The sequence below is a fragment of the Actinocorallia sp. A-T 12471 genome, assembly GCF_033875155.1.
Lineage (GTDB): Bacteria > Actinomycetota > Actinomycetes > Streptosporangiales > Streptosporangiaceae > Actinocorallia.
Map to the genome: position 1 here is coordinate 48,826 of NZ_JAWZTE010000004.1, position 22,898 is coordinate 71,723.

Annotated in this window: 18 protein-coding genes; 5 read left to right on the forward strand and 13 right to left on the reverse strand. The window is 71.0% G+C overall.

The annotated features are described in order from the left end of the window. Nucleotides 1–21 precede the first annotated feature (21 nt). On the forward strand, nucleotides 22–1,170 hold the full coding sequence (locus R9X44_RS12570) for a Gfo/Idh/MocA family oxidoreductase (RefSeq protein ID WP_319814272.1): 1,149 nt from the start codon (nucleotides 22–24) through the stop codon (nucleotides 1,168–1,170). A gap of 104 nt (nucleotides 1,171–1,274) precedes the next feature. Here the strand turns inward: R9X44_RS12570 and R9X44_RS12575 are convergent, their stop codons facing one another. Continuing rightward, complete coding sequence (locus R9X44_RS12575) at nucleotides 1,275–1,982, reverse strand: TetR/AcrR family transcriptional regulator (RefSeq protein WP_319814273.1); 708 nt, start codon at nucleotides 1,980–1,982, stop codon at nucleotides 1,275–1,277. Nucleotides 1,983–2,226: 244 nt separating this feature from the next. On the opposite strand from R9X44_RS12575, the gene R9X44_RS12580 reads away from it, so the two are divergent. After that, nucleotides 2,227–2,901 carry a DeoR family transcriptional regulator gene (locus tag R9X44_RS12580; RefSeq protein WP_319814274.1) on the forward strand — a complete coding sequence of 225 codons (675 nt, stop codon included), beginning with the start codon at nucleotides 2,227–2,229 and terminating at the stop codon, nucleotides 2,899–2,901. 139 nt (nucleotides 2,902–3,040) lie between these two features. Further along, the gene (locus R9X44_RS12585) at nucleotides 3,041–3,850 is read left to right on the forward strand and encodes a DeoR/GlpR family DNA-binding transcription regulator (protein WP_319814275.1); all 810 of its coding nucleotides are present in this window, start codon (nucleotides 3,041–3,043) and stop codon (nucleotides 3,848–3,850) included. 38 nt (nucleotides 3,851–3,888) lie between these two features. Here the strand turns inward: R9X44_RS12585 and R9X44_RS12590 are convergent, their stop codons facing one another. After that, nucleotides 3,889–5,973, reverse strand: a complete 2,085-nt coding sequence (locus R9X44_RS12590; protein ID WP_319814276.1) for a ThuA domain-containing protein — start codon at nucleotides 5,971–5,973, stop codon at nucleotides 3,889–3,891. 57 nt (nucleotides 5,974–6,030) lie between these two features. Continuing rightward, a complete protein-coding gene (locus R9X44_RS12595; protein ID WP_319814277.1) occupies nucleotides 6,031–8,868 on the reverse strand; it encodes a carbohydrate-binding protein in 2,838 nt (945 codons plus the stop codon). Nucleotides 8,869–9,514: 646 nt separating this feature from the next. On the opposite strand from R9X44_RS12595, the gene R9X44_RS12600 reads away from it, so the two are divergent. Further along, nucleotides 9,515–10,276: a helix-turn-helix domain-containing protein gene (locus R9X44_RS12600; RefSeq protein WP_413774941.1), complete on the forward strand. Its 762-nt coding sequence runs from the start codon at nucleotides 9,515–9,517 to the stop codon at nucleotides 10,274–10,276. A gap of 43 nt (nucleotides 10,277–10,319) precedes the next feature. After that, nucleotides 10,320–11,240 (forward strand): amidohydrolase family protein, encoded by a 921-nt coding sequence (locus R9X44_RS12605; RefSeq protein ID WP_319814279.1) that lies wholly within the window; start codon nucleotides 10,320–10,322, stop codon nucleotides 11,238–11,240. A 97-nt stretch (nucleotides 11,241–11,337) separates the two neighbouring features. Here the strand turns inward: R9X44_RS12605 and R9X44_RS12610 are convergent, their stop codons facing one another. The 10 genes from R9X44_RS12610 to R9X44_RS12655 form a co-directional block, all read right to left on the reverse strand. Then, nucleotides 11,338–12,099 carry an SDR family NAD(P)-dependent oxidoreductase gene (locus R9X44_RS12610; RefSeq protein ID WP_319814280.1) on the reverse strand — a complete coding sequence of 254 codons (762 nt, stop codon included), beginning with the start codon at nucleotides 12,097–12,099 and terminating at the stop codon, nucleotides 11,338–11,340. Nucleotides 12,100–12,183: 84 nt separating this feature from the next. Next, the gene (locus R9X44_RS12615) at nucleotides 12,184–13,188 is read right to left on the reverse strand and encodes a hypothetical protein (RefSeq protein WP_319814281.1); all 1,005 of its coding nucleotides are present in this window, start codon (nucleotides 13,186–13,188) and stop codon (nucleotides 12,184–12,186) included. Between the two features lie 22 nt (nucleotides 13,189–13,210). Continuing rightward, complete coding sequence (locus R9X44_RS12620) at nucleotides 13,211–14,173, reverse strand: PDR/VanB family oxidoreductase (RefSeq protein WP_319814282.1); 963 nt, start codon at nucleotides 14,171–14,173, stop codon at nucleotides 13,211–13,213. Between the two features lie 14 nt (nucleotides 14,174–14,187). Then, complete coding sequence (locus tag R9X44_RS12625) at nucleotides 14,188–14,718, reverse strand: aromatic-ring-hydroxylating dioxygenase subunit beta (RefSeq protein ID WP_319814283.1); 531 nt, start codon at nucleotides 14,716–14,718, stop codon at nucleotides 14,188–14,190. Next, on the reverse strand, nucleotides 14,715–16,034 hold the full coding sequence (locus R9X44_RS12630) for an aromatic ring-hydroxylating oxygenase subunit alpha (RefSeq protein ID WP_319814284.1): 1,320 nt from the start codon (nucleotides 16,032–16,034) through the stop codon (nucleotides 14,715–14,717). The genes R9X44_RS12625 and R9X44_RS12630 overlap by 4 nt, the downstream gene beginning before the upstream one ends. A 158-nt stretch (nucleotides 16,035–16,192) precedes the next feature. Then, nucleotides 16,193–17,494 carry a Rieske 2Fe-2S domain-containing protein gene (locus R9X44_RS12635; RefSeq protein ID WP_319814285.1) on the reverse strand — a complete coding sequence of 434 codons (1,302 nt, stop codon included), beginning with the start codon at nucleotides 17,492–17,494 and terminating at the stop codon, nucleotides 16,193–16,195. 105 nt (nucleotides 17,495–17,599) lie between these two features. Next, nucleotides 17,600–19,009: an aldehyde dehydrogenase family protein gene (locus tag R9X44_RS12640; protein WP_319814286.1), complete on the reverse strand. Its 1,410-nt coding sequence runs from the start codon at nucleotides 19,007–19,009 to the stop codon at nucleotides 17,600–17,602. A 39-nt stretch (nucleotides 19,010–19,048) separates the two neighbouring features. Beyond that, on the reverse strand, nucleotides 19,049–20,059 hold the full coding sequence (locus R9X44_RS12645) for an isocitrate lyase/PEP mutase family protein (protein ID WP_319814287.1): 1,011 nt from the start codon (nucleotides 20,057–20,059) through the stop codon (nucleotides 19,049–19,051). Between the two features lie 54 nt (nucleotides 20,060–20,113). Then, nucleotides 20,114–21,400: a Rieske 2Fe-2S domain-containing protein gene (locus R9X44_RS12650; protein ID WP_319814288.1), complete on the reverse strand. Its 1,287-nt coding sequence runs from the start codon at nucleotides 21,398–21,400 to the stop codon at nucleotides 20,114–20,116. A gap of 5 nt (nucleotides 21,401–21,405) precedes the next feature. Then, on the reverse strand, nucleotides 21,406–22,608 hold the full coding sequence (locus R9X44_RS12655) for a Gfo/Idh/MocA family oxidoreductase (RefSeq protein ID WP_319814289.1): 1,203 nt from the start codon (nucleotides 22,606–22,608) through the stop codon (nucleotides 21,406–21,408). Between the last annotated feature and the right edge of the window lie 290 nt (nucleotides 22,609–22,898).

The window sequence follows — 22,898 nt, forward strand, 5'->3', positions numbered from 1 at the left end:
TTTGAAGGAGAGAACAACGTGATGGAAAACGGGCCCACGCTCGGGGTGGGCATGGTCGGGCACGCCTTCATGGGCCGCGTGCACTCGCAGGCGTGGCGGAATGTGAGCGCGTTCTTCGACCTGCCAGTGCGGCCTGTCATGGCCGCCCTGTCCGGGCTGTCGCGAGAGCGCGCTGCCGCCGCCGCAGACAGCCTGGGCTGGGCGACCTCGGAAAGCGATTGGAGAGAACTCCTCAAGCGCGACGACATCCACATCATCGACATCTGCACGCCGGGTGACACCCACGCCGAGATAGCCATCGCGGCGCTCGAGGCCGGCAAGCACGTCCTTTGCGAGAAACCCCTCGCGAACTCCGTCGCCGAAGCCGAGGCCATGGCCGAGGCGGCGCGCGACGCGGCCCCGCTCGGCATCCGCAACATGGCGGCGTTCAACTACCGCCGTGTGCCCGCCGTCGCCTACGCACGCAGCCTCGTCGCCGCCGGACGCCTCGGCGAGATCCGCCACATCCGCGCCCAGTACCTCCAGGACTGGATCGTGGACCCCGAGCACCCGCTGGTCTGGCGGCTGCGGAAGGACAAGGCGGGCTCCGGCGCGCTCGGCGACATCGGCGCTCACATCATCGACACCGCGCAGTTCGTCAGCGGCCAGTCGATCACCGGGGTGAGCGGCCTCAGCACCACGTTCATCCCGGTGCGCCCGCTGCCCGACGGCTCGGGCCACGGCGAGGTCACCGTCGACGACGCGGCGCTCTTCCTGGCCAGGCTCGACGGCGGCGCGATCGCCTCCTTCGAGGCGACCCGCTTCGCCACCGGCCGCAAGAACTCCCTCCGGCTCGAGATCAACGGGTCCCTGGGAAGCCTCGCGTTCGACTTCGAGGCGATGAACGAGCTGGAGTTCCACGACCACACGCTCCCCGGGGCCGAGTCCGGCTTCCGCCGCGTCCTCGTCACCGAAGCCGACCATCCCTACGCCGGTGCCTGGTGGCCGCCGGGACACGGCCTCGGCTACGAGCACACCTTCACCCACCAGATCCGCGACTTCCTAGCCGCGATCTCCGAGAACCGCGATCCCGCCCCGTCCTTCACCGACGGACTCCATGTCCAACGCGTCATCGACGCCGTCGAGCGCAGCGCCGCGACAGAGAGCCGCTGGACCCCCGTCGCGGCTTGATCTCGATCAACGTCCGTGCGCCTCGGTGCCGGGCGAGCGAGGCGGGCGCCGCCGGGAGTGGGGACCCGGCGGCGCTCCCCCGCTTGACGCGTCGGCGGCGGGGCTCAGGCGAGAGCCGCGGTGAGCTGGACGTTGACCATCTTGATGAGGAGCGCCGTGGCCTGGGACCCCGACAGACCGAGGTCGACCTGGAGTGAGTCCCAGAAAGGCCAGAGCGTGAGTGCCTGCAGGGAAGCGACGAGGTCCGCGCGCGCCGAAGGGGCGAGCCGCCCGAGTTCCGGGCCGAACACGGTCTCGAGTTCGGCCCTGGCCAGGGCGGCGGTGCGCTGCCGGGTGCGGCGCAGTTCGGCCGAGAAGGGCTGGTAGAGCCGTGCGGCACGCCAGCCGGGAGTCATCCGCTCGAAGACCTTCGCCCGCTGCCGCACGAACCACACGACGCGCTCGTCCAGCGGAAGTCCTTCCGCGGCGGGCTCCACAAGCTGCAACAGCACCTCGATGTCCCGGCGGCCCGCTTCGACAAGGAGCGTCTCCATGTCGGTGAACTGCTGCCATACCGTGCGCCGCGAGACACCGGCGCGCTCGGCGACCCTGTCGGCCGACGGACGGAGTTCGCCGGCCGCGTGCAGCTCGCGCAGGGCCTCGACCACCGCCAGCCGAGAACGATGGGAACGTGCGGCACGCCCGTCAGCCGGCTCCGAGCGCCCGAGAAGCTCGACGAGTTCCGCGCGGACCCGGCCGTCGAGCGCCGGGCCGACCCAGTCGAGGAAGTCCGCGCCCCGTGCCGTCCGCTCCAACGAAGGTCCTCCGGACATCCGAGCCGCCTTCCTGCGACGCCTTGCGACCACGGGAACCTGAGACCGGCTTGACGGCGTCCCCGAAGATATCGCACTGTGGGTGCGAATAAAAATCTGCACCTGCAGTGCGGATACTGCGGAAACTCTCACGGCAGCGCGCACCCGAGGAATGCTTTATTCAACTAAATCGAACGTTGGAAATTGTTGGATCTCGCATCATTCGGGCGCGGCACTCCCCTGCCGTGGGGAAAAGGGACGGTACATGGCTGACCACGGTTTGAAGGTGCACGGCGAAGCCGTCCCGGTCGGCGGCGCGAGCGCCGAAGAACCCCTGTACGCGGTCAAGTCCGCGCGGGAACCTGAAGCGAAGGCGGCGATCGCGGCCGCGGCCGCGGCCCTCGTCGCACCCGGCAGCGTCGTGGCGATCTCGGCGGGAAGCACGGCCTACGCGGTGGCCGCCAGGCTGCTCGACGTGCCGGAGCTGACGGTGGTCACCAACTCCCTGCCGGTCGCCGAGCTGCTGCGGACGGCGGCGCAGGAGGACAGGCCATCGGTCCCCGAGCTCCTGCTGGCCGGCGGCACGGTCACGCCTTCGGCCGCGCTCGTCGGGCCGCTGGCCGATCTCGCCATCCGCTCCCTCCACGTCGACCTGCTCATCCTCGGCGCGCACGGCGTCTCGGCGACGGCCGGCCTCACCACGCCCAACATGGCCGAGGCCCAGACCAACCGCGCGCTGGTGGCCGCCGCCCGCCGCCGCACCGTCGTCGCCGACCACACCAAATGGGGCGTCATCGGGCTCTGCGGCTTCGCCGCCCTCGAGGAGATCGACTGCTTCATCACCGACGAAGCCCTGCCCGACGAGGCCCAGGACCTGCTCGCCGGAGCGGTCGGCGAGCTCGTCACGGTCCCGACGTCGCGTCAGGACGCCGCGCGCTGAGGCCCACCGGGCTTTTCCCCGGTTCCCCCGGGTCACACCACGGCATGGGCGCCCGCAGCACAGAAGGTGACCACTCGAACACCTGGATGAACGCTGCGCTATATTCAACGCCAGCGAACACATGTGCACAACATCAGGTGTGGAGACCGTGACAGAACAAGGGCTGCTCGTCGAGCAACGTCGTATGCAGATTCTGGAGACGGTGCGGCGCGACGGGGCTGTGCGCGTCACGGATCTCGCCCTCACCTACGGCGTGTCGGAGATGACCATCCGCCGCGACCTCGACCTCCTCTCGCGGTCGGGGACCCTGGAGAAGGTCCACGGCGGCGCGGTCGCCGTGGGGATGACCGAGGAGCCTGGCTTCGCGGTGAAGTCGGGTCTCGAATCCACCGCCAAGGGGGCGATAGCCGGCGCGGCGGCGGCCCTGGTCAAGCCGGGCACGGTGGTCGCCATCGGCGGCGGGACCACGACGTACGCCGTCGCCGAGCAGTTGCTCGGCGTCCCCGACCTCACCATCGTCACCAACTCGCTGCCCATCGAACGCCTGGTCCGCGCGGCGAGCGACAAGGGCGCGCATCCCCCGGTCGTGCTCCTGACCGGGGGCACCGCCACCCGGTCCGAGGCCCTCGTCGGCCCCATCGCCGACCGCACCATCGACTCGCTCCACGTTGACCTGCTGATCCTCGGGACCCACGGGATCACCGAGAGCGAAGGGCTGACCAGCCCGAACCTCGCCGAGGCGCAGACCAACCGCGTCTTCGTCTCCCGGGCCCGGCGGGTGGCCGTGGTGGCCGACCACACCAAGTGGGGCATCACCGGCCTGAGCACCTTCGCCGACCTCGACCAGATCGGCTGGTTCATCACCGACGGCGGGCTTCCCGAGGAAGCCCGCTCGGTGTTGGCCGGCAGGTGCGAGCTGGTCATCCCTTCGGATGAAGAAGACCTGTAGAGGTCTCCACCGGACGCACCCGCCGGCCTAGGCGGAAATCAGGAGAACGTCCACTTCTGGTTCGCGCCGCCGTTGCAGGTCCACAGGTGGACCGGGGTGCTGTCGGCGGAGTTGTTGCCCGAGACGTCGAGGCACTTGCCGGAGTTGGGGTTCACCAGCGAGCCGTTCGCCTGGTGCGTCCACTGCTGTGCGCCGGAGCCGTTGCAGGTCCACAGCTGCACCTTCGTGCCGTCGGCCGTTCCCGCGCCGTTGACGTCGAGGCACTTGCCGAGGGCGCGCACCGTCTGGCCCACCCGGGTCCAGGACTGCGCGGCGGTGCCGTTGCAGGTGTAGATCTGGATCTGTGTTCCGTCGGCGGTGGCCGCCGCGCGGACGTCGAGGCACTTGCCCGCCAGGCCCGTCACCCGGTTGGTCGACGGCGCCTGGACGAAGGTGAAGTCGTCGACGTCGAACAGGCCGGACCCCGATCCGGTGAAGGTCAGGTAGATGTTGGCGTTGCCCGCCGGGACGCCGGTCAGCGGGGCGGTGACGTCGGCGAAGGTCGTCCAGCTCCCGGTGTTGGGCACCGCAGCCGAACCGAGGACCGGGCCCGTCGGCGAGCCTGTGCGGACCTGGATCGTGCCGCCGGGACCGCCGGAGACGACCCTCGCCCGGAACGAGGTCGCGCCGCCGACGGCGACGTTGTTGTAGGCGGCCCAGTCGCCGGGGTCGATGTAGCCGAGGGTGCGGCCGCCGTTGGCCCCCGCCTTGGTGAACGGCTCGACGCCGCTCTGCGCGGAGAAGTCCTCGGCCTGGATGGTGCCGGACGGCCCGCCGAGCTCCTTGATCCGCACGTTGCGGAACGAGACGTCGTCGCCTGACCCGTGGTTCTGGAGGCCGATGTATCCGGCGAGGTCACGCGCCGGGTCGGTGTTGGTGAAGTCGTTGATCTTGACGCCGTTGAGGAAGACCTGAAGGCGCTCACCCTCCACGAGGAGTTCGTAGGCGTTCCACTCCCCCGGCGGGTTCAGGGCGGCGTCGCGGGCCGCGGTGTCCGCGCCCTTGAAGCTGTAGACCGCGCCGGTCGTGCGGTCCGCGGTGTCGGTGGCGTCGATCTGGACCTCGTAGCCGTTGTTGACGGCCGAGTTCGGGTCGCTGGAGGCGGGGAAGCCGAGGAAGACGCCCGAGTTGTCGTCGCCGTCCATCTTCCAGTCGAGCCGCAGCGAGTACGAGGTGTACTGCTTGGCGCTGTACCAGAACAGGCCCATCCCGCCGGTCGACTTCAGGGTCGCGTCGGTGTTGGTGAAGGAGCCGGGGCCCGCCTGCGACCAGCCGGTGGTCGAGCCGTCGTACAGGGGCGTGTAGCCGACCTCGGGCCGGCAGTCGGCCTTGCTCCGGCCCGCCGCGTAGCGGATGCCGCCGAGCAGCACCGAGCGGAAGTGGGGTTCGGCGTAGGACGAGCTCGAGTGGCCGCCGCCGGTGTAGAACGACCTGCCGCCCTCGTAGGTCTTGCACCAGACGTGCGGGTGGTCGCCGCCCATCGAGCCGCCGGAGTAGGAAGACTCGTCGAGCGTCGCCAGCACCCGGGCGGTGGAGCGGGCGTTGGTCTGGTAGTTGTACCACTCGTCGGTGCGGGTCCAGACGCGCGGAAGCGTGGCGGTCGCCGCGGTCGCCCGGTTCTCCACCTTGATGTCGGCCTGCTGGATGGCGGGGTGCGAGGCGAAGTACGCGCCGACGAGACCGCCGTAGAACGGCCAGTCGTACTCGGTGTCGGCGGCCGCGTGGACGCCGACGTACCCGCCGCCGCCCCGGATGTAGGACTCGAAGGCGGTCTGCTGCGCGCCGTTCAGCGCGTCACCCGTGGTGTTGAGGAAGACCACGGCCTCGTACTGGGCGAGGTTGCCGGTGGTGAAGTTCGCGGCGTCCTCGGTGGCGGTGACGGTGAAGCTGTTCGCCGCGCCGAGGTCGCGGATCGCCTGGGTGCCGGCGGCGATGGAGTCGTGCCGGAAGCCCGCGGTCTTGGAGAAGACGAGCACGTCGTAGGGGGCGTCCGCCGCGTTCGCCGGGGCGGGGGCGGTGGCGAGGGCGAGGGCTGTGACGGCGGCCGTGACGACGCCGAGCGCCGTCCTGAGGTGTCGGTGCATGGACGAACTCTCCCTTTGGGGAGCGGGGGCGTCGCCGGGACGCCCCCGCGGGTCAGGCTAGTTGAAGGTCCACTTCTGGTTCGCGCCGCCGTTGCAGGTCCACAGGTGGACCGGGGTGCTGTCGGCGGAGTTGTTGCCCGAGACGTCGAGGCACTTGCCGGAGTTGGGGTTCACCAGCGAGCCGTTCGCCTGCTGTGTCCAGCGTTGGGCTGCCGTGCCGTTGCAGGTCCACAGCTGCACCTTGGTGCCGTCGGCCGTCGCCGCGGCGTTGACGTCGAGGCACTTGCCGTACGCGCGCACGGTGTCCCCGGATCGCGTCCAGGACTGTGCGGCCGTGCCGTTGCAGGTGTAGATCTGGATCTGTGTTCCGTCGGCGGTGGCCGCCGCGCGGACGTCGAGGCACTTGCCCGCCAGGCCAGTGACGGTCCCGGCGCCGCTCGTGGTGAACGTGAAGGCGTCGACGTCGAAGAGTGCGCCCGAGCCGCCGGAGAAGGTGAGGTAGAGCGTCGTCGTGCCGGCCGGCGGGTTGGTGATGGCGCCGGACACGTTGGTGAAGGTCTCCCAGCCGCCGGTCACCGGGACCGTCGCCGAGCCCAGCACCGTGCCGGTCGGGGAGCCCGCGCGGATCTGCAGGGTGCCGCCCACACCGCCCGAGGAGACCCTGGCGCTGAAGGACGTCACGTTGTTGATCTTGTACGGGTCGAAGGAGATCCAGTCGCCGTTGTGGATGTCGCCGACGGTCTTGCCGCCCTCGGCCTGTGCCTTGTCGAACGTCGCGATCCCCGCGGAGTTCTTGAAGTGCTCGGCCTGGCGGTGGCGCGGCTGGAGGATCGTCTGCTTGCGGGTGATCAGGCCCTGGCTGTCGGCGTACTCGGCGTCGAAGACCGCGAAGATGTTCGCCGCCTCGTCGTGCTCGCCGTCGACCGGGATGGTGAGGGAGCCGGAACAGCCGTTCTGCGAGGTGATCTGGTGGCCGTGGCTGTCATGGCCAAGCACGTAGGTCATCTTGGCGCGGGCGCAGTTGACCGAACCGTCCTCGGGGTCGGACGCGGTGATCTGGAAGGGCACCGTGTCGCCGAAGGAGAAGAGCTGCCCGTCCGACGGCGTGTTGATGGTGACCGTCGGCGCGGTGTTGCCCACCCCGATCTGGAGGCTCGCCGTTCCCGTCGCGTTGTCGGGGTCCCGGACCGTGAGCGTCACGTTGTATGTGCCGTTGGCGGTGTACGTGTGTGACGGGTTGGCCGCCGTAGAGGTCGCGCCGTCGCCGAAGTTCCACGCGTAGGTGATGGCCTGGCCGTCGGGGTCGGCGGAGCCCGCCGAGCTGAACGTCACGTTCAGCGGTGCCTGGCCGGTGAGCGGGGTCGCCGCGGCTGCGGCGACGGGGGCGCGGTTGCCGCCCGCGACGTAGTCGAAGCGGTAGAGCGCGGAGTTGGCGTCGCCGTTGAAGTAGCCGGTGCCGTAGTCAAGGACGTACAGCGAGCCGTCGGGACCGAACGCGGAGTCCATGACCTGCTTGCCGGTCCAGGGGAAGTTCGAGATCTCGCCGGGGCCGCCGTCGGCCGCCACGTGGATCGGCTTGATCCAGCCGCGGCCGAACTCGGTGGCGAAGAAGTGGCCCTCGAAGCTCTGCGGGAACTTGGTGGGCGACGGGTTCGCCGCGCTGTACCGGTAGACCGGTCCCGCCATCGGCGACTCCGAGCCGCCGCCGAACTCCGGCGGGTTGCCGGCGTCGCCGCCGTAGCGGATCCACGAGGGCTTGGCGGGGGGCAGCGTGCTCAGCCCGGTGTTGCGGGGGGAGCTGTTGGTGGCGCCGCCCGCGCAGTTGTACTTGGCTCCGCCGGTGTCCGTGGCGAAGTTCCACGCGTTGTAGGTCTCGGCCGTGGTGTTGGTGCCCGTGCAGTACGGCCAGCCGTAGTTCCCCGGGCCGGTGACGCGGTTGAACTCGACCTGTCCCGCCGGGCCGCGCGTCGCCGAGGTGGAGCCCGCGTCGGGCCCGTAGTCGCCGACGTAGACGACGCCGGTCGCCTTGTCGACGCTCATCCGGAACGGGTTGCGGAAGCCCATCGCGTAGATCTCGGGACGTGTGTTCGCCGTGCCCTGCGCGAAGAGGTTCCCCGAAGGGATCGAGTAGGTGCCGTTGGCGTTGACCTTGATCCGGAGGATCTTGCCGCGCAGGTCGTTGGTGTTGCCCGAGGTCCGCTGGGCGTCGTAGGCGGGGTTCCGGTCGGCCCGTGTGTCAAGGGGCGAGTACCCCGCCGAGGAGAACGGGTTGGAGTCGTCGCCCGTCGACAGGTAGAGGTTGCCCGCCGCGTCGAAGTCGATGTCGCCGCCGACGTGGCAGCAGATGCCCCGGTCTGCGGGAACGTCGAGGACGTTCACCTGGCTCGCCATGTTGACCGTGTAGTTCGCGTTCAGGGTGAACCGGGACAGCCGGTTGACGCCCTGCCAGGCGGACCAGTTGGTTCCGGTGGCCGGAGCGTCGCCCGTGGGGGTGGACAGCGGCGGGGCGTAGTACAGGTAGATGTGCCGGTTGCTGGCGAACCCCGGGTCGACGCCGACGCCCTGGAGTCCCTCCTCGTCGTGGTTGTAGACCGGGATCGTCGCGATGACCGAGGTCGTGCCGTTCGCGTCGGTGCGGCGCAGCGTGCCGTCCCGCGCGGTGTGCAGCACCGAGCGGTCGGGCAGGATCGCGAGCGACATCGGCTCGCCGGTCTCCGCGACGCCCTTGGCGAGCGTCACCTGCTGGAAGTCCGCCGCGTTGATCGGATGGGCCTCGGCGGGCGAGGCGGTGACCGCCGCGAGCGAGGCTCCGACCAGGAGGAGTGCGAGGCCCATCGCTCTGCGCCGCAGCGCCGCGCGGGTGGGGAGGAACCGCAGGGGATCCAAGAACGACATCGGGACGATGCCCCTTCCTGACGCATGCCAGGACACCTCGCGGTGGAACCCGCGACGGCCCCGGCCGGGGGGTGGTGGGGGTCGGGGCGCGTTCGCCGATCGCGTCGTCGGATCTGCCGGTCTCATCGGCGTGCCATCGCCGTCCAGCTGAGACCGCCGTCACGATCCCATGCAGTTCGGACGCCGTCAAGACCGAGTTCCAATGATCATCAGGAGACTTCGGTTGATCACACGATTCTCTTTTGCTTGACTCTCGGCATAAGTCGCCTTTAACGTCACGGGAGAACGAGCACTCCACCACGAGCCGGGACTTCCTCGACACCGGCCCAGCGGGAAGTCCTGAGGACAGCCGCCGTCCGGTCGACCTCCGGTCGTCGCGCGGGAGCCCGTCACGCCGAGACGGACCCGCCTGACGAGTGCCATCCGGGACGGGAACACCGGACGGCGGCCTCCCACCGCACGGTTCACCAGGCCCCGAGCGCGAGAACAGGGACTTTTTGTCCGGGGCTATGTCGGTCCTTCATCGGCTGGAGATTTCGGCGCACGATGGGGCGGTCGACTTGCCTGTTCTTCGGGAGGGATTGTGGATCGGGGGGAACTCGGAGGGTTCTTGCGGAGTCGGCGGGGGGTCCTGCGGCCCGGGGATGTGGGATTGCCCGGAAGCGGCCGGAGAAGGGCGCGGGGATTGCGGCGCGAGGAGGTCGCCGCGCTGGCGGACGTTTCGGCTGACTACTATGCGCGGATCGAACAGGGGCGGGGGGCCGTGCCTTCCGGAAAAGTACTCGGCGCGCTCGCGCGTGCGCTGTTGTTGGGGGCTGAGGAGCGGGATCATCTTTTCCGGTTGGCCGGGCGGCTGCCGCCGGAGCGGGCCTCGCGGGCGGAGGTCGTCTCCGACGGGGTGCGGCGCATTCTGGAACGGCTTCGGGATACACCGTGTGTGGTTTTCAGCTCGGTCGCGGAAACGTTGGCGCAGACGCCGGCGGCGGTCGTGCTGCTGGGCGACACCACGGCGTATTCCGGGCTCAGCCGCAGCGCGGTGCACCGGTGGTTCGCGCTCCCCGACGTGCGCGAACGGTGTCCGGCCGAGGATCGGCGCAAGCAGAGCCGGGCGTTCGTGTCGGAGCTTCGTGAGGTCTACACGCGGGAGGGGTCGCGGTCGCGGGCGGGGCTGATCGTCAGCGACCTGCTCGACCGGAGCGAGGAGTTCGCCGTGCTGTGGGACGCGCACGAGATCGGGCTGCGCGCCGAGGACGATGTGCGGCGGTTCGTTCATCCGGCCGCCGGACTTCTCACCCTGCGTTATGAGGTTCTTTTCACCGACGACCGGTCGCAGGCCCTCGTGGTTTACACCGCCGCGCCCGGAAGCCGGGACGAGAAGGTGCTGCGGGATCTCACCGCGCTCGAATGAGCGCGGCTCAGCCATGCCCGCGTGAGAGAAAAATGGAGCGATCATGGCCGATGTTCAGAAACCGGCAAAGCGCGGTCTCGTCGATGTGCACGCGCATTTTCTGCTGCCCGGGCACACCGACGCGCTCACCCGCAAAGTGATGGGCGAGTGGTCGCCGCGTGTCGCGCTCGATTTCATGGACGCGCGCGGCATCGACATGCAGCTGCTGTCGTTCACCGAAATCGACACGGCCGATGAGGCACGTCGTCTCAATGACCACATGGCATCGCTTGTGCGGGAGCATCCCGGGCGGTTCGGGATGCTCGCCAGCGTGCCGTTGGCGTCGGCGGACGAGGCATTGCGGGAGATCGGGCGGGCGGGCGACGAGCTCGGCGCGGACGGGTTCGCGCTGCCGACCAACGTCGAGGGGCGCTACTTCGGCGATGCCTTCTTCGACCCGATCTGGAGTGAGCTCGACCGGCGTGGGGCCGGGGTGTTCGTGCATCCCACCAATCCCGCCGGTTTCGACCTGACGTCCTGTGGCCGGCCGGGGCCGCTGATCGAGTTCCCCATGGACACGGCGCGCACGGTGGTCGACGCCCTCTACGCCGGGGTGTTCCAGCGGTTCCCCGGGCTCCGGATGGTGCTCGCGCACGCGGGCGGCGTGCTGCCCGCGCTGTTCGACCGGCTGCTCGCCCTCGGGACGCTGCCCTGGGTTCCGCACCCCGCCACACTGACCCGCGACGGCATCCGCGCGCAGCTCGCGCGGCTGTACGTGGACACCGCGATCGCGGGAGGCCCCGGCCCGCTGGGGGCGGCGGCCGCGATGGTCGGGGCCGAGCACCTCCTGTTCGGCACCGACTACCCGGCGGCCGGGATCGCGGTGATCGACGAACAGCTCGCCCTCCTCCCGGAGGGAGGCTTCGCGCAACGGGCCGCGGCGGTCTTCCCCGCGATCGCGCCGCGCCTCGCCCTACCGGTCTGACGGCGCCGGGCCCCCACCCCCACGGGGGTGCGGGCCCGGCTCGCGGGGTGAAGATGTGGGCCCGCGCCCTGCCGGGGCGCGGGCCCTCAGTGGGTGGTCACCAGTGGCTTTGGCCGCCGTCCACGACGATGGCCTGGCCGGTGACGGCGTCGCTCAGTTCGGACAGCAGGTAGATCATGGTGCCGGGGAGGTCGGCGGGCTGCTGGGGGCGGCCGAGCGCGGTGGTGGCGTTGACCATCTGCTCGACCGCGCCGAGGGCGGGGCCGAGGTTGTCCATGGACGCCTGGCTCATGGTGAGGCCCGGCATAACGGTGTTGACGCGGACGCCGGCCGGGCCGAGCTCGCGCGAGAGCGAGCGGGTGAGCGCGAACACCGCGCCCTTGGACGCGACGTAGTGCGACATCCCCGCCGCGCCGACGAGGACCGTCGTGGACGAGACGTTGACGATCTTGCCGTAGCCCTGCTCGCGCATGAGCGGGGTCACCGCGCGCGTCACGTTCCACACCCCCTTGACGTTGATGGCCATCATCCTGTCCCACTGCTCCTCGGTGATCTCCTCGAAGGGCATGTCGTGGACGCCCTTGTAGAGGCCCGCGTTGTTGATGAGCCCGTGGACCGCCCCGCACGCGTCGGCGACCTGCTGGACGGCCGCGCGCAGCCCTTCGAAGTCGGTGACGTCGCCGTGTACCCCGAGGTGCTGCCCGGGGCCGAGGTCCTTCAGCAGCGCGAGGGTCTCCGCGGTGTCGATGACGTCGAGGACCGCGACGCGGGCCCCGGCTTCGGCGACGGCCACCGCGATGGCCTGGCCGAGGCCGCGCGCCCCGCCGGTGACGATGACGACTTTGCCGTCGAGGATCATGGTTTTCTCCTTGGTGGTGTGCGCTTCCGCTGGGGAGGCGCGAAGGACGCGCGAGGCCGCGCGTCGCGGGGTGGGTGGGGAAGGTCAGGGACGCCAGTGCACGAAGCCCATGGAGATGCCGGTGCCCGCCTCGGACCGGTAGCAGGGCACGTAGTCCACGACGGTCGGGGTGAAGCCGAGGTCGGCCATCGCCCCGGCGACGGGGACCCAGTTCTTCAGCTCGGAGGTGCCTGAGGTGAAGAACTCCTCGCCGAGCTTCTCCAGCGGCGCGAACGACTGGTCGGTGACCGCGTCGAGGAACGTGCGGTCGAGGTCCTCGTCGATGACGTAGTGGGAGAGCCCCCCGGAGGCGATCAGGGCCACGCGGGCGTCGCTCTCCCATGACTCGACGGCACGGACGACCGACCTGCCGAACTCGTGGCACCGGCGCAGGGTCGGCTGGTTGGGCGGGTAGAAGGTGTTGAACAGCACGGGAACCGACGGGATCGCCGCGTCCTTCATGATCTGGCGGTAGATGAACCCGAACGCGTGCGGGATGTGGCTGCTGCGCTTGGGCAGTTCGTTCAGCACGGTCACGTCGAACTCGTCGGCGACCGCGCGCTCAACGATGTGCGTCGCGAGGTCGGGGTGGCCGGGGTTGACCGCGCCCTGCGGCGGGACGTGCCCGGGAACCGACACCTCGATGCCGACGGGCAGGGCCTTCAGCGCGTCCTCGTCGGGGAAGAGGTTGGGGATCTGCGCGCCCCGGTAGACCGACAGGGCGGGCACCAGGTCATCGCCGAAGATCTCAGCCTGGTCGTTGCCGAAGATGACGGCGACGTCGACCCGCGCCTCGGCGAACACGTCGGCCAGTTCGTCGAGCGCGGCACGGCACGCCGCGTGCTTGTCCCGCCAGACGGCGGGGGTCGCCTGGTCGGCGTACCGCTCGGCGGCGCGCAGGCCCGCGAGCTCGTCGAAGGTGTGCGGCGCGCCCCGGTACCAGAGCTCGGGGTTGGCCCGGTCGGCGGCGACGCGCACGCCCCACTGCTCGGGCGGGGTGGACAGCATGGGGCCGTGGGAGCTGCCCAGGCCAAGGACGATTTCGGCCATCGCCGTTCCTTTCCTAGAGGTCTCAGATGTCCAGCAGCAGTTCTGGGCTGTGCGAGCGCGAGCAGCAGACGGTCATCTCCTTGTTCGTCTGCTTCTCGGCGTCCGACAGGTAGAGGTCGCGGTGGTCGGGCTCCCCCTCCAGGACCGGGGTGAGGCAGGTGCCGCAGACGCCCTGTTCGCACGAGAGCGGCACGGTGACGCCGTGGTCGGCGAGGACGTCGGCGATGCTGCGGTCCTCGGGGACGGTGAGGGTCAGCCCGGAGCGGCGGGTCCGCACGGTGAAGGAGGACCCGCCGGTGTCGACCTCGGCGGTGAAGTACTCCCGGTGGACGCGGTCCTCGCGCCACCCGCGCTCCCGCGCCGCCGCGAGGACGAAGTCCATGAACCCCGTGGGCCCGCACACGTACAGGTGGGTGTCCGGGCCTGGCTCGGCGAGATAGCGGTCGGGCAGGAAGCGCAGGTCGGCGCGGTCGTCGTCGAAGTGGGTCCACACCCGGTGCCCGAAACCCTCCTGGCACAGCTCCTGGACGAACGCGGCACGCCGGTAGGAGCGCGCGCAGTAGTGCAAGGCGAACGACCCGCCGAGGGCGGCGAGGCGGTGCGCCATGCTCATCATCGGCGTGATGCCGATCCCGCCCGCGACGAGCAGCGAATGCGCGGCGGTCTCGTCAAGCGGGAAGTTGTCGCGCGGGACCGAGACGGTGACGACGTCGCCCTCGGTCAGCTCGTGGATGCCGAGGGAGCCGCCGCGCGACTCCTTCGACAGCAGGACGCCGAGCCGGTACCGATCGCGTTCGGCCGGGTCGTTGCACAGGGAGTACTGGCGGGTGATCCCGCCCGGGAGGGTGACGTCGACGTGCGCGCCCGCCGTGAAGGGGGCGAGCCGCCTCGTGTCGGCCGCGACGAGGTCGAGGGAGACGACGCCGTCGGCCTCGGCCACCCGTCGGGCCACCCGGACGAGCTGGGTGGTCGGTGTGTCCGGCATGGTGTTTCCTCGGTTCAGAACAGGACGCTGACGTTCATGCTCTTGATCACCGTCGAGTCGAGCACCACCTCGCGCGCGGCGAGGAGGTAGCCGTCGTCGGTGCGGCGCAGCACGTCGTGGCGCTGGGCGGAGTAGCAGTGCTCCTCGCCCTCGACGCCGCGGCTGCGGTGCAGCAGGACGTTGACGGTGACGTGCAGCTCACCGGGCTCGGCGGCGGCGCGCACCCGGATGTTGTGCAGGTGGCGGCGGGTGATCGACGGCGGGTTCTCGGCGAACGTCAGCCGGGGGTCGGAGATCTGCCCGACGCGGATGCGCAGTTCCTCGGCGTTGTTGTCGACCACCCGGTAGGTGGACGCCGCCTGGTCGAGCGCGCGCAGGGTGCGCGCCCGCAGCCGGTAGCGGACGTCGGCGGTCAGCAGGCCGAGCCAGGCGGCGTAGGCGTCCTGGTCGAGCAGGGCCGCCTCGTCGTACAGGAACTCGCACACCGCGCGGTATTCGGCGTCGGTGACGGGCGCGGCGGTCGTCGGATGCGGGGAGGCGGTCACGCGGGCTCCTCGGTCATGAGCTGGTTCCAGTGCTGGAGGAACTTGAACTGGGTGATCTCCGAGGCGAACGGCCGGTAGGCGCGGCCGGGGCCCGGGTGGTCGGCGACGGGGTCGTCGAGGTGCGGGAGCGCGGTGGCGAAGACGAACGGGTGGCCGTCCCCGGCCGGGCTGCGGCTGAGGTCGCCGATGGACGACCACAGCTCGACGTCCTCCTGCTCGAAGACCCCGCCGACGCCGAAGTCGTTGACGCCCCGCACCAGCGCGGCCTCGCGGTACTCGGCGCTCGCCTCGCGCTCGGCGAAGCACCAGCTCAGCACCTCGATCTTGCCCGGACCCACCGGCTGCCACTGGCGCATGAGCAGCCCCTTGACGTGGACGCCGGGCGCGACCTCCTGGGCGATGTTCTCGATGAAGGACAGGTTCGGGAACACCGTCGAGACGCCGATCGCGAGGTCGCGCAGGATCACGCGCTGGGATTCGTCAAGCGTCCGCTCGTACAGCGGGTGCAGCTCCTCGGGGTAGTGCGCGTACGGCCGGCCGGGCACGGTGACGAGCGAGACGCTGTGCCCGCCCGGCGTGCTGACCTGCACCGCGTCCCGCAGCGCGCCCATGATCTGCTTGCGGTCGAAGGCGGTCTTGCTGAGGGTGAGCGGCCCGATGTGCGTCGTGATGATGTGCGTGTTGTCGGTGCCGAAGTTGATCGCCGCGGTCTTCCAGTCGGCGTTGACGACGAAGCGCTGCGGCGGGCCGAGGACCGTCGCGCCGCCGGGGGTGCGGGCGAAGAACAGGTCGAGGTACCAGCGGAAGTCGCCGAGGTGGTCTTCGAGCGGCCCGACCTCGGTGTTCCACGAGCCGAAGATCAGGCCCTTGTAGGTCGCCACCCGGGGCACGGGGATGAGGCCGAGCTTGGTGAAGTCGGTGCCTTCGGGGAAGAGGTTGTCGACCGTGGTGCTGAGCAGCGCGCCGTCGTTGCCGAACGTCCAGCCGTGGTACGGGCAGACGAACCGGCGCATCGAGCCCGAGTCGACGCGGCACAGGCGGACGCCGCGGTGCCGGCAGCTGTTGAGGTAGACCCCGATGCCGCCGTCGTCGCGCCGGGCGACGATGACGGGATCGCCCGCGAGCCGCCGGGTGACGACGTCGCCCGGCGCGGCGATCTCGCTCTCGTGCGCGAGGTAGAGCCAGCTGCGGCGGAAGATCCGCGCCTTCTCGAGGGCGAAGATGCCCTCGTCGTCGAAGATGCGTCGGCTGACTGTGCCGGTCTTGTCGTCTATCCAGGGCTGGGGTGGGCAGGGGGCGTGGCTGGATTGCGTCATGGCGGGCCCTTACTGGGGTGGTGGGTGGCGTGGGTGGCCACGGAGTTCCGGGCGTGCGTGGTGGCCCGCCCGGCGCCCTCGGGTCCCTGGTCCGGGGAGGGCGGCTCCGTGGCCGTCGCGGTCCCGTCGTCCTCGGTCAGGGGACGACGGGACGGGTCTCACTGCGCCGACGGGATGCGGTAGATCCCTCGGGCGGCCATCTCGGCGGCGTGCTCGGCGGCGTCCGCGCCGGGGGTGAGCCAGTCGGAGAAGGTGACGAACTCCTCGAACGCGGCCTCCTGCTCGGTGTGGCACACGCCCTGCGGCTCCTTGCCGGCCGCGACGTCCTCGACGGCCCGCAGCATCAGCCGCCGCGCGCGCATGATGCCGAGGTCGGACGGGGTGAGGTGCTCGTTGCGCCGGTCGGTGATCGGGCCCATCGACTCGGTGACCAGGAGGTCGTGCACCGGGAAGGCGGTGCCGACCCCGGCGAAGGTGCGCTCCTTCATCTCCTCGCGGTCCTGCAGGAAGCGGTTGGCGAGGGTGCGCCTGCGGCGTCCGCCGTCCATCTCCTCGGCGACCGAGTCCTCGAGCGGCCCCACCGGCAGCGGGGTGGTGGCGTGGAAGGTGACCTCGTACCTGTAGTGGGTGTTGTCGTCCACGGGCACGTGCCAGAGCATCGACGCGCCGCCGATGCCCAGGCCCGCCTCGAAGCCGTTGGCCGACGCGGCGTTGGGCAGGATGAAGTTGGAGCAGCGCAGGAAGGTCTGGGCGCGCGCGGCGTCGTCGCGCTCGGCGAGCAGCCGGAACCCGTAGGACGTGTCAACGACGCGCAGCCGGGGCGCGGTGTCGGCCTTGAACCCGGACATCGTCTCGTCCGCGCCCGGCACCTCCATGCGGTGCACGAACGAGGTGTGGCTGGGGTCGATGTTGCCCTCGTTGGCCTGCTGGTAGTTGCACTCCGACAGCCACCGGTTGGTGAACACATGCCCTTCGGGCGCGTCGAGGAACGGGTAGCGCGGCATGACGGGCGGCTCGCCCGGGCCGAGGTAGGCCCAGATCAGGCCGCCGCGCTCGCACACCGGGTAGGCCGGGGTGCGCCACTGCACCTCGGTGCGCTGCGCGGCCGGGACGTTGGGCTGCTCGAGGCAGGCCCCCGAGCCGTCGAAGAGCCAGCCGTGGTACGGGCAGCGCAGGCCGCCGTCCTCGACGCGTCCGTAGCTGAGGTCGGCGTTGCGGTGCGGGCAGCGCTGGTCGAGGAGGCCGAGCGCGCCCTTGTCGTCGCGGAACAGGACGAGCTTCTCCCCCAGGACGCCGATCGGCTCGGGGGGCGCGTCCTGGCCGAAGTCCTTGCTGAGCATGATCGGCTGCCAGTACCTGCGGAGCAGGTCGCCGGCCGGGGTGCCGGAGCCGGTGCGGGTGAGCACGTCCCAGCGGTCCTGCGGATGCGGGGTGGAGAGGGGAGCGTTGGTTGCGGGCATCGTGTCGCCTCACTGTCGGATGGGTCACGCGGACCCATCAAACAACATACTATATTATCTTTAGCGGAGCCAGGGGTGTTCCCGCTGGTCCACCGGTCAATCTGGCTAGCGGACGGGGACCGCGTTGATCACCTGGAGCTGGCTCATCTCCTCGAGCCCCTCCGCGGCGAACTCGGTGCCGACGCCCGAGTGCTTCGCGCCCCCGAACGGGACGTGCGGGGCGAGCATGCCGTGCTGGTTGATCCACACGGTGCCGCACTCGAGACGGGCCGCCACGTCGGCCGCGCGGCGCGGGTCGGCCGACCAGACCGATCCGCCGAGGCCGAAGTCCGACCGGTTGATCCGGGGGATCACCTCGTCGAGGTCCCGGTACTTCACGACGGGCAGGATCGGGCCGAACTGCTCCTCGTCCACGAGCCTGCTGCCGTCGGTGACGTCGGCGACCACCGTCGGCCTGACGAACCAGCCGGGGCCCGGCTCCGGCTCACCGCCCGCCACCACGCGCCCGTCGGCGCGGGCCACGGCGAGGTAGTCGAGGACCCGCTCGTACTGGGCGCGGTTCTGGATCGGCCCGACGGTGACGCCGTCGGCGAAGCCGTCCCCCACGACCGCCTCACGCGCGATCGCGGCGAGCGCCTCGACCATCGGCTCGTAGACGCTCTCGTGCACGTAGAGGCGCTTGAGCGCCACGCAGATCTGGCCGCTGTTGAAGAACGCGCCGCCGAAGATGCCGGGGGCCGCCGCGGCGACGTCGACGTCGTCAAGGACGATGCCCGCGTCGTTTCCGCCCAGCTCGAGGGTGAGGCGCTTCAGGTCGTCGGCGACGGCGGCCATCACCCGGCGTCCGGTGGCGGTCGAGCCGGTGAAGGAGACCTTGCGCACCCGGGGGTGGGTGGTGAGCACGTCGCCGAGGTCGTTGGCGTCGGCCACGATGTTGAGCACGCCGGGCGGCAGCAGGTCGCGCACGAGCTCGCCGAACCGCAGCGTCGCCGCGGGGGTGGTGCCCGCGGGCTTCACCACGACGGTGTTCCCGACGAGCAGGGCGGCGGGGAGCTTGCCGCCGAGCATGGCGACCGGCATGTTCCACGGCACGATCGCGGCGACCACGCCGAGCGGCCTGCGGCGCGTCACCACGCGTTGCCCGTCGGCCTCGGCCACGACGCGCTCGGGGATCTCCATCTCGGCGTAGAAGCGGAAGAACCCGGCGAGCATCGCCACCTCGATGCGGGCGATGGCCAGGGGCTTGCCCTGCTCCTTCACCAGCAGCTCGGCGAGCTCCTCCGCGTGCCGCATGGCCCGCTCGGAGATCGCGGCGAGGGCCTTGCGGCGCTCGTGGACGGGCAGCGCGGCCCACGCGGGGAAGGCGTCGGCGGCGGCGTCCACCGCCGCGCCCACCTGCGCGGCGTCGGCCCCGGCGACATGGAGGAAGACCTCCTCGGTCGCCGGGTTGACGACCGGCAGCGCGCGGCTGCCCGCGACGAGTTCGCCGTTGATCAGCATTCTCGGTTCGTTCATGGTGTGCTCCTCAGGGGCGGAATGCCTGTTCGGGGGTGGTCAGGGCTGCTTTGCGGTGAGGGTCTCGCGGTGGCCCCAGGTCGAGGCGTAGTCGCGCTGCGCCTCGGGCGGCAGGAACCGTTCCTCGAGCTCACGGACCCTGCCGAAGGCGGAAAGGGTCCGGAAATCCGCGCCGCCGTGCGGGGACCCGGCCATCCGGGACGCCCAGTCGGCGAGGGCCGGCGCGCCACGGTCCTTGAAGTCGTTGAGCAGGTACCACGCGCCGTCCAGCGCGGCGGAGGCGGCGATCGTCGGGTAGAGCGCGACCTTGACGCCGAGGTCATGGAACTCCTGCGGGGTCGGCGACGGGCCCTCGCCGCCCCAGATCGTCAGCACGGGGACGGGAACGCGGGCGCACGCCCGCTCCAGCTGTTCGCGGGTCTGCACGGAGTTGAGCCAGACGAGGTCCGCGCCGCCCTCCTCGGCGTAGGCGACACAGCGGTCGAGCGCGGTCTCGAAGGTCTCGTCCTGCGCGCCGAGCGCGTCACACCGCGCGGTGATGACGAAGTCGCCGTCGATCTCGTCCCGCGCGGCGACGGCGGCCCGGTACTTGCCGACTGCTTCGGCGCGCGAGATGCACTTGCGGCCGGACGTCGTGCCCGACTTCTTGGGCGCCTCCTGGTCCTCGATCTGCAGTCCGGCCGCGCCGCTGCGCACGCCCTCCTGCACGGCGTACCAGGTGCTGACGGCGTTGCCGTAGCCGGTGTCGAAGTCCATCAGCACGGGGATGTCGGTCCGCGCCGCCATGTGCCGCGCGTGGTCGACGACGTCGCGCAGACCGAGGACGCCGACGTCCGGGTAGCCGTACAGGAACGCCGAGAGCTGGGACCCGGCGAGGAAGTACGCCTCGAAGCCGACGTCCTGCGCCATCTTGGCGAGCACCGGGCTGAACCCGCCGGGCATCACGAGGATCTCGTCCCGATGCAGCAGCTCACGGAACCGCCGCCGCTTGGCGTTGGCCTCGTCGGAGGGTTGGGACTCCGGGGGTCGGGACTCTGAGGGTTGGGACATGGGATTGTGCCTTTCGTGCGGTCTTGGGCCGCCGCGTGCGGGCGGCGGGTCGGGTCAGCGGGGCGCGCGGTCGAGGCGCAGCCGCAGGTGGTGCCGCCAGTCGCCGGAGTCCTCGGGCACCACCGCGGAGAACGCGACGAGGGGGCCGTCCGGCGCGGCGGGCGGCAGGACGCCGTGGTCGCGATGGTCGGCGATGGCGCGCAGCAGGCGGGCGCGGACCTCGGTGAGCGGGCGGTCCTGCTCCCCCAGCTGTTCGCGGTGCCTTTCCGCGACGGGCCAGGTCTCCTCGAGGACGCAGCCGTCATGGTCGGGCGGGAAGACGCCCATGCCCGCGAACCAGTCGCCCATGCTCGTCCGGTCCTGGAGGTAGCGGTGGGCGCGGTCGCGCACCGGCCCCGGGGCGTGGCCGCCCGCGCGCCAGTGCGGCGGCGGCCCCGGCTGGTCGGCGAGGGACCCGGTGCGGTCGAAGGTCACGTCGAAGCGCCAGTGCGCGCCCTCGTCGCGCGGGACGTGGAACTGGAGCACGTAGCCGTCGGCGACGACGGGCGCGGTGACCACGTTGGGGTGCAGGTAGTCGAGGACGCGGAGGAACATGTGGCCTTCGTCGGCCCGGCGCAGCGCGGCGACCCGCAGGCCGTACGGGGTCTGCTCGGTCTCCAGCGCGGGGGCGCGGTCACGTCCGTAGAGCGCGTTGGCCGACAGGTCGGTGCCGGTGATGCCGAGGGCGGGCCGTGGGCCGTCGACGCCCGCGCGCTCGCTGTGCGGGAACTGAAGGTGCAGGAACGACACGTGGCCGGGGTCGAGGCTGTGGTCGAGGCCGAGCGTGTAGTTGCTCTCGTAGAGGAACCTCGTCGCGCGCACATGTGACGTCGGGGCCGTGAGCGCCTCGAAGGACGGCAGCGGAGGCGGATCACCGGGGCCGAGGTAGGCGAAGACGCATCCTGCGGCCTCCACGCACGGGTAGGCGGGGTGGCGTACCTGCTCGGTGAAGCGCGCTTCCGGCCGCTCGCCCGGCTGCTCAAGGCAGCGGCCCCGGCCGTCGAAGAGCCAGCCGTGGTACAGGCAGCGCAGGCCGCCGGGCTCGGCGCGGGCGTAGCTCAGGTCGACGCCCCGGTGCGGGCAGTAGCGGCCGATCAGCGACGGCGCGCCGACGGCGTCGCGGAACATGACGAGGTCCTCGCCGAGGACCGTCAGCGGGTACGGCGGGCCGCCCGGCTCGACGTCCTCGCTCAGCGCGACGGGCTGCCAGTAGCCGCGCAGGAGGTTCCCCGCGGGGGTCCCGGGCCCGGTGCGGGCGAGGAGCGCGGCGTCCTCGCGGCTCAGCGGCAGCGGGCGCGGCACGGCCGTCACTCCGTTCCCGCGATCTGGTGCCTGAGCGGCACCTCGCGCCGCTCCGCCGCCGAGGAGACGATCGCGGTGAGGACCTCGGTGGTCGCCTGGCCCCAGCGCCCGCCGCGCAGCACGGGCGCGCCCCGGTACAGCACGTCGTACATGTTCTGGATCGCGCCGCTGCTCGCGTCGGTGTCGGCCGGGACGGCGATCTCGCGGCGGCCGTGGTCGCCGTGCACGATCAGGCCGTCGGCGGTCTGCCGGATGTCGCCGCGCTCGCAGCTCACCACGGTCAGGCCGAACAGGGACAGCCGGTTCTCCCAAAGCGCGGGGCGCGAGGCGCTGCCGTAGCGCCAGGTGTTCTTCGCGGTGCTCTCGTCGTTGTCCAGCGCTAGCGCGGCTAGCCTCGCTCGCGCGCCCTCGTTGACGGCGGCCTCGCGGGGGCCCTCGCCGCGCCAGCCGGTGAGCTCTGCGGTGTCGAAGTGCGCGTAGGAGTTGTAGATGAGCGTCGCGACGGCGCCGTCCGAGAAGTCGAGGTAGGCGCTGTACGCGCCCTCGGTGGGGCGCTCGGCGTCCCAGATCCCGGTGGTCGCCCGGACGCTCCGGACGAGCCCGCCGCCGAGCACCCGCACGATGTCGACCTGGTGCGCGCCCTGGTTGAACACGAGGCTGCCGCCGCCGTCCCTGGCCAGCTCCCACGCGGCCCTAGGCCGGTACATCCAGTCGTTGAAGTGCCAGGTGTTGATCATCCGCAGGCGGCCGAGCTCGCCGCTCGCCACGATCCGCCGCATGGCCCGCACGGCCGGTCCGTAGCTGTGCGTGTGCCCGCACATGAGGATCACCCCGGCCTGCTCGGCCGCCTCGTTCATCGCCCGGCAGTCCTCGACCGTGGTGGCCATGGGCTTGTCCACGATGACGTGCTTGCCGTGCTCGGCCGCGGTGATCACCTGGTCGCGGTGGAAGGCGTTCGGGGTCACCACGCAGACGACGTCGACGTCGGGCCGCGCGCACAGCTCCGCGACGTCGGTGGTGACGAAGCCGCCGTACTCGGCGGCGAAGGCGTCGAGCGCCTCGGGGCGCAGGTCGCAGGCCGCGGTGAAGCGGACGTGCGGCCAGTCCGCCGTGCGCGCGGCGATGAAGTTGAAGGCGACGCCGAGTCCGATCACCCCGACGCGCATGGGTGCGCGCGGGTCGGCGGCGTCGTCCGGGCTGAGCGTCATGGGATTTCCTGCCCGTCGGCGGCGAGCGTCGAAGAGGCCAGGGAGAGGCGTCTCCGGCTCGCGTACCGGCTGTCGAAACGGGGTGGATTGTGAAAAGGGGGCGTGCGTCGACGGGGACGGCACGCCGGTGAGGTGGAACGGCGTCGGAAGCCGGGGAGAGTCGCCGGCACCCCGACGCGTTAAAGATATTATTGTATGAGCTTAACGCTGTCGATACATGAACGCGGAAGAATCGGACCGGGACCGAACGTGGGGGGATCACCCGGCCGCCTACGATGGGACACGCACAC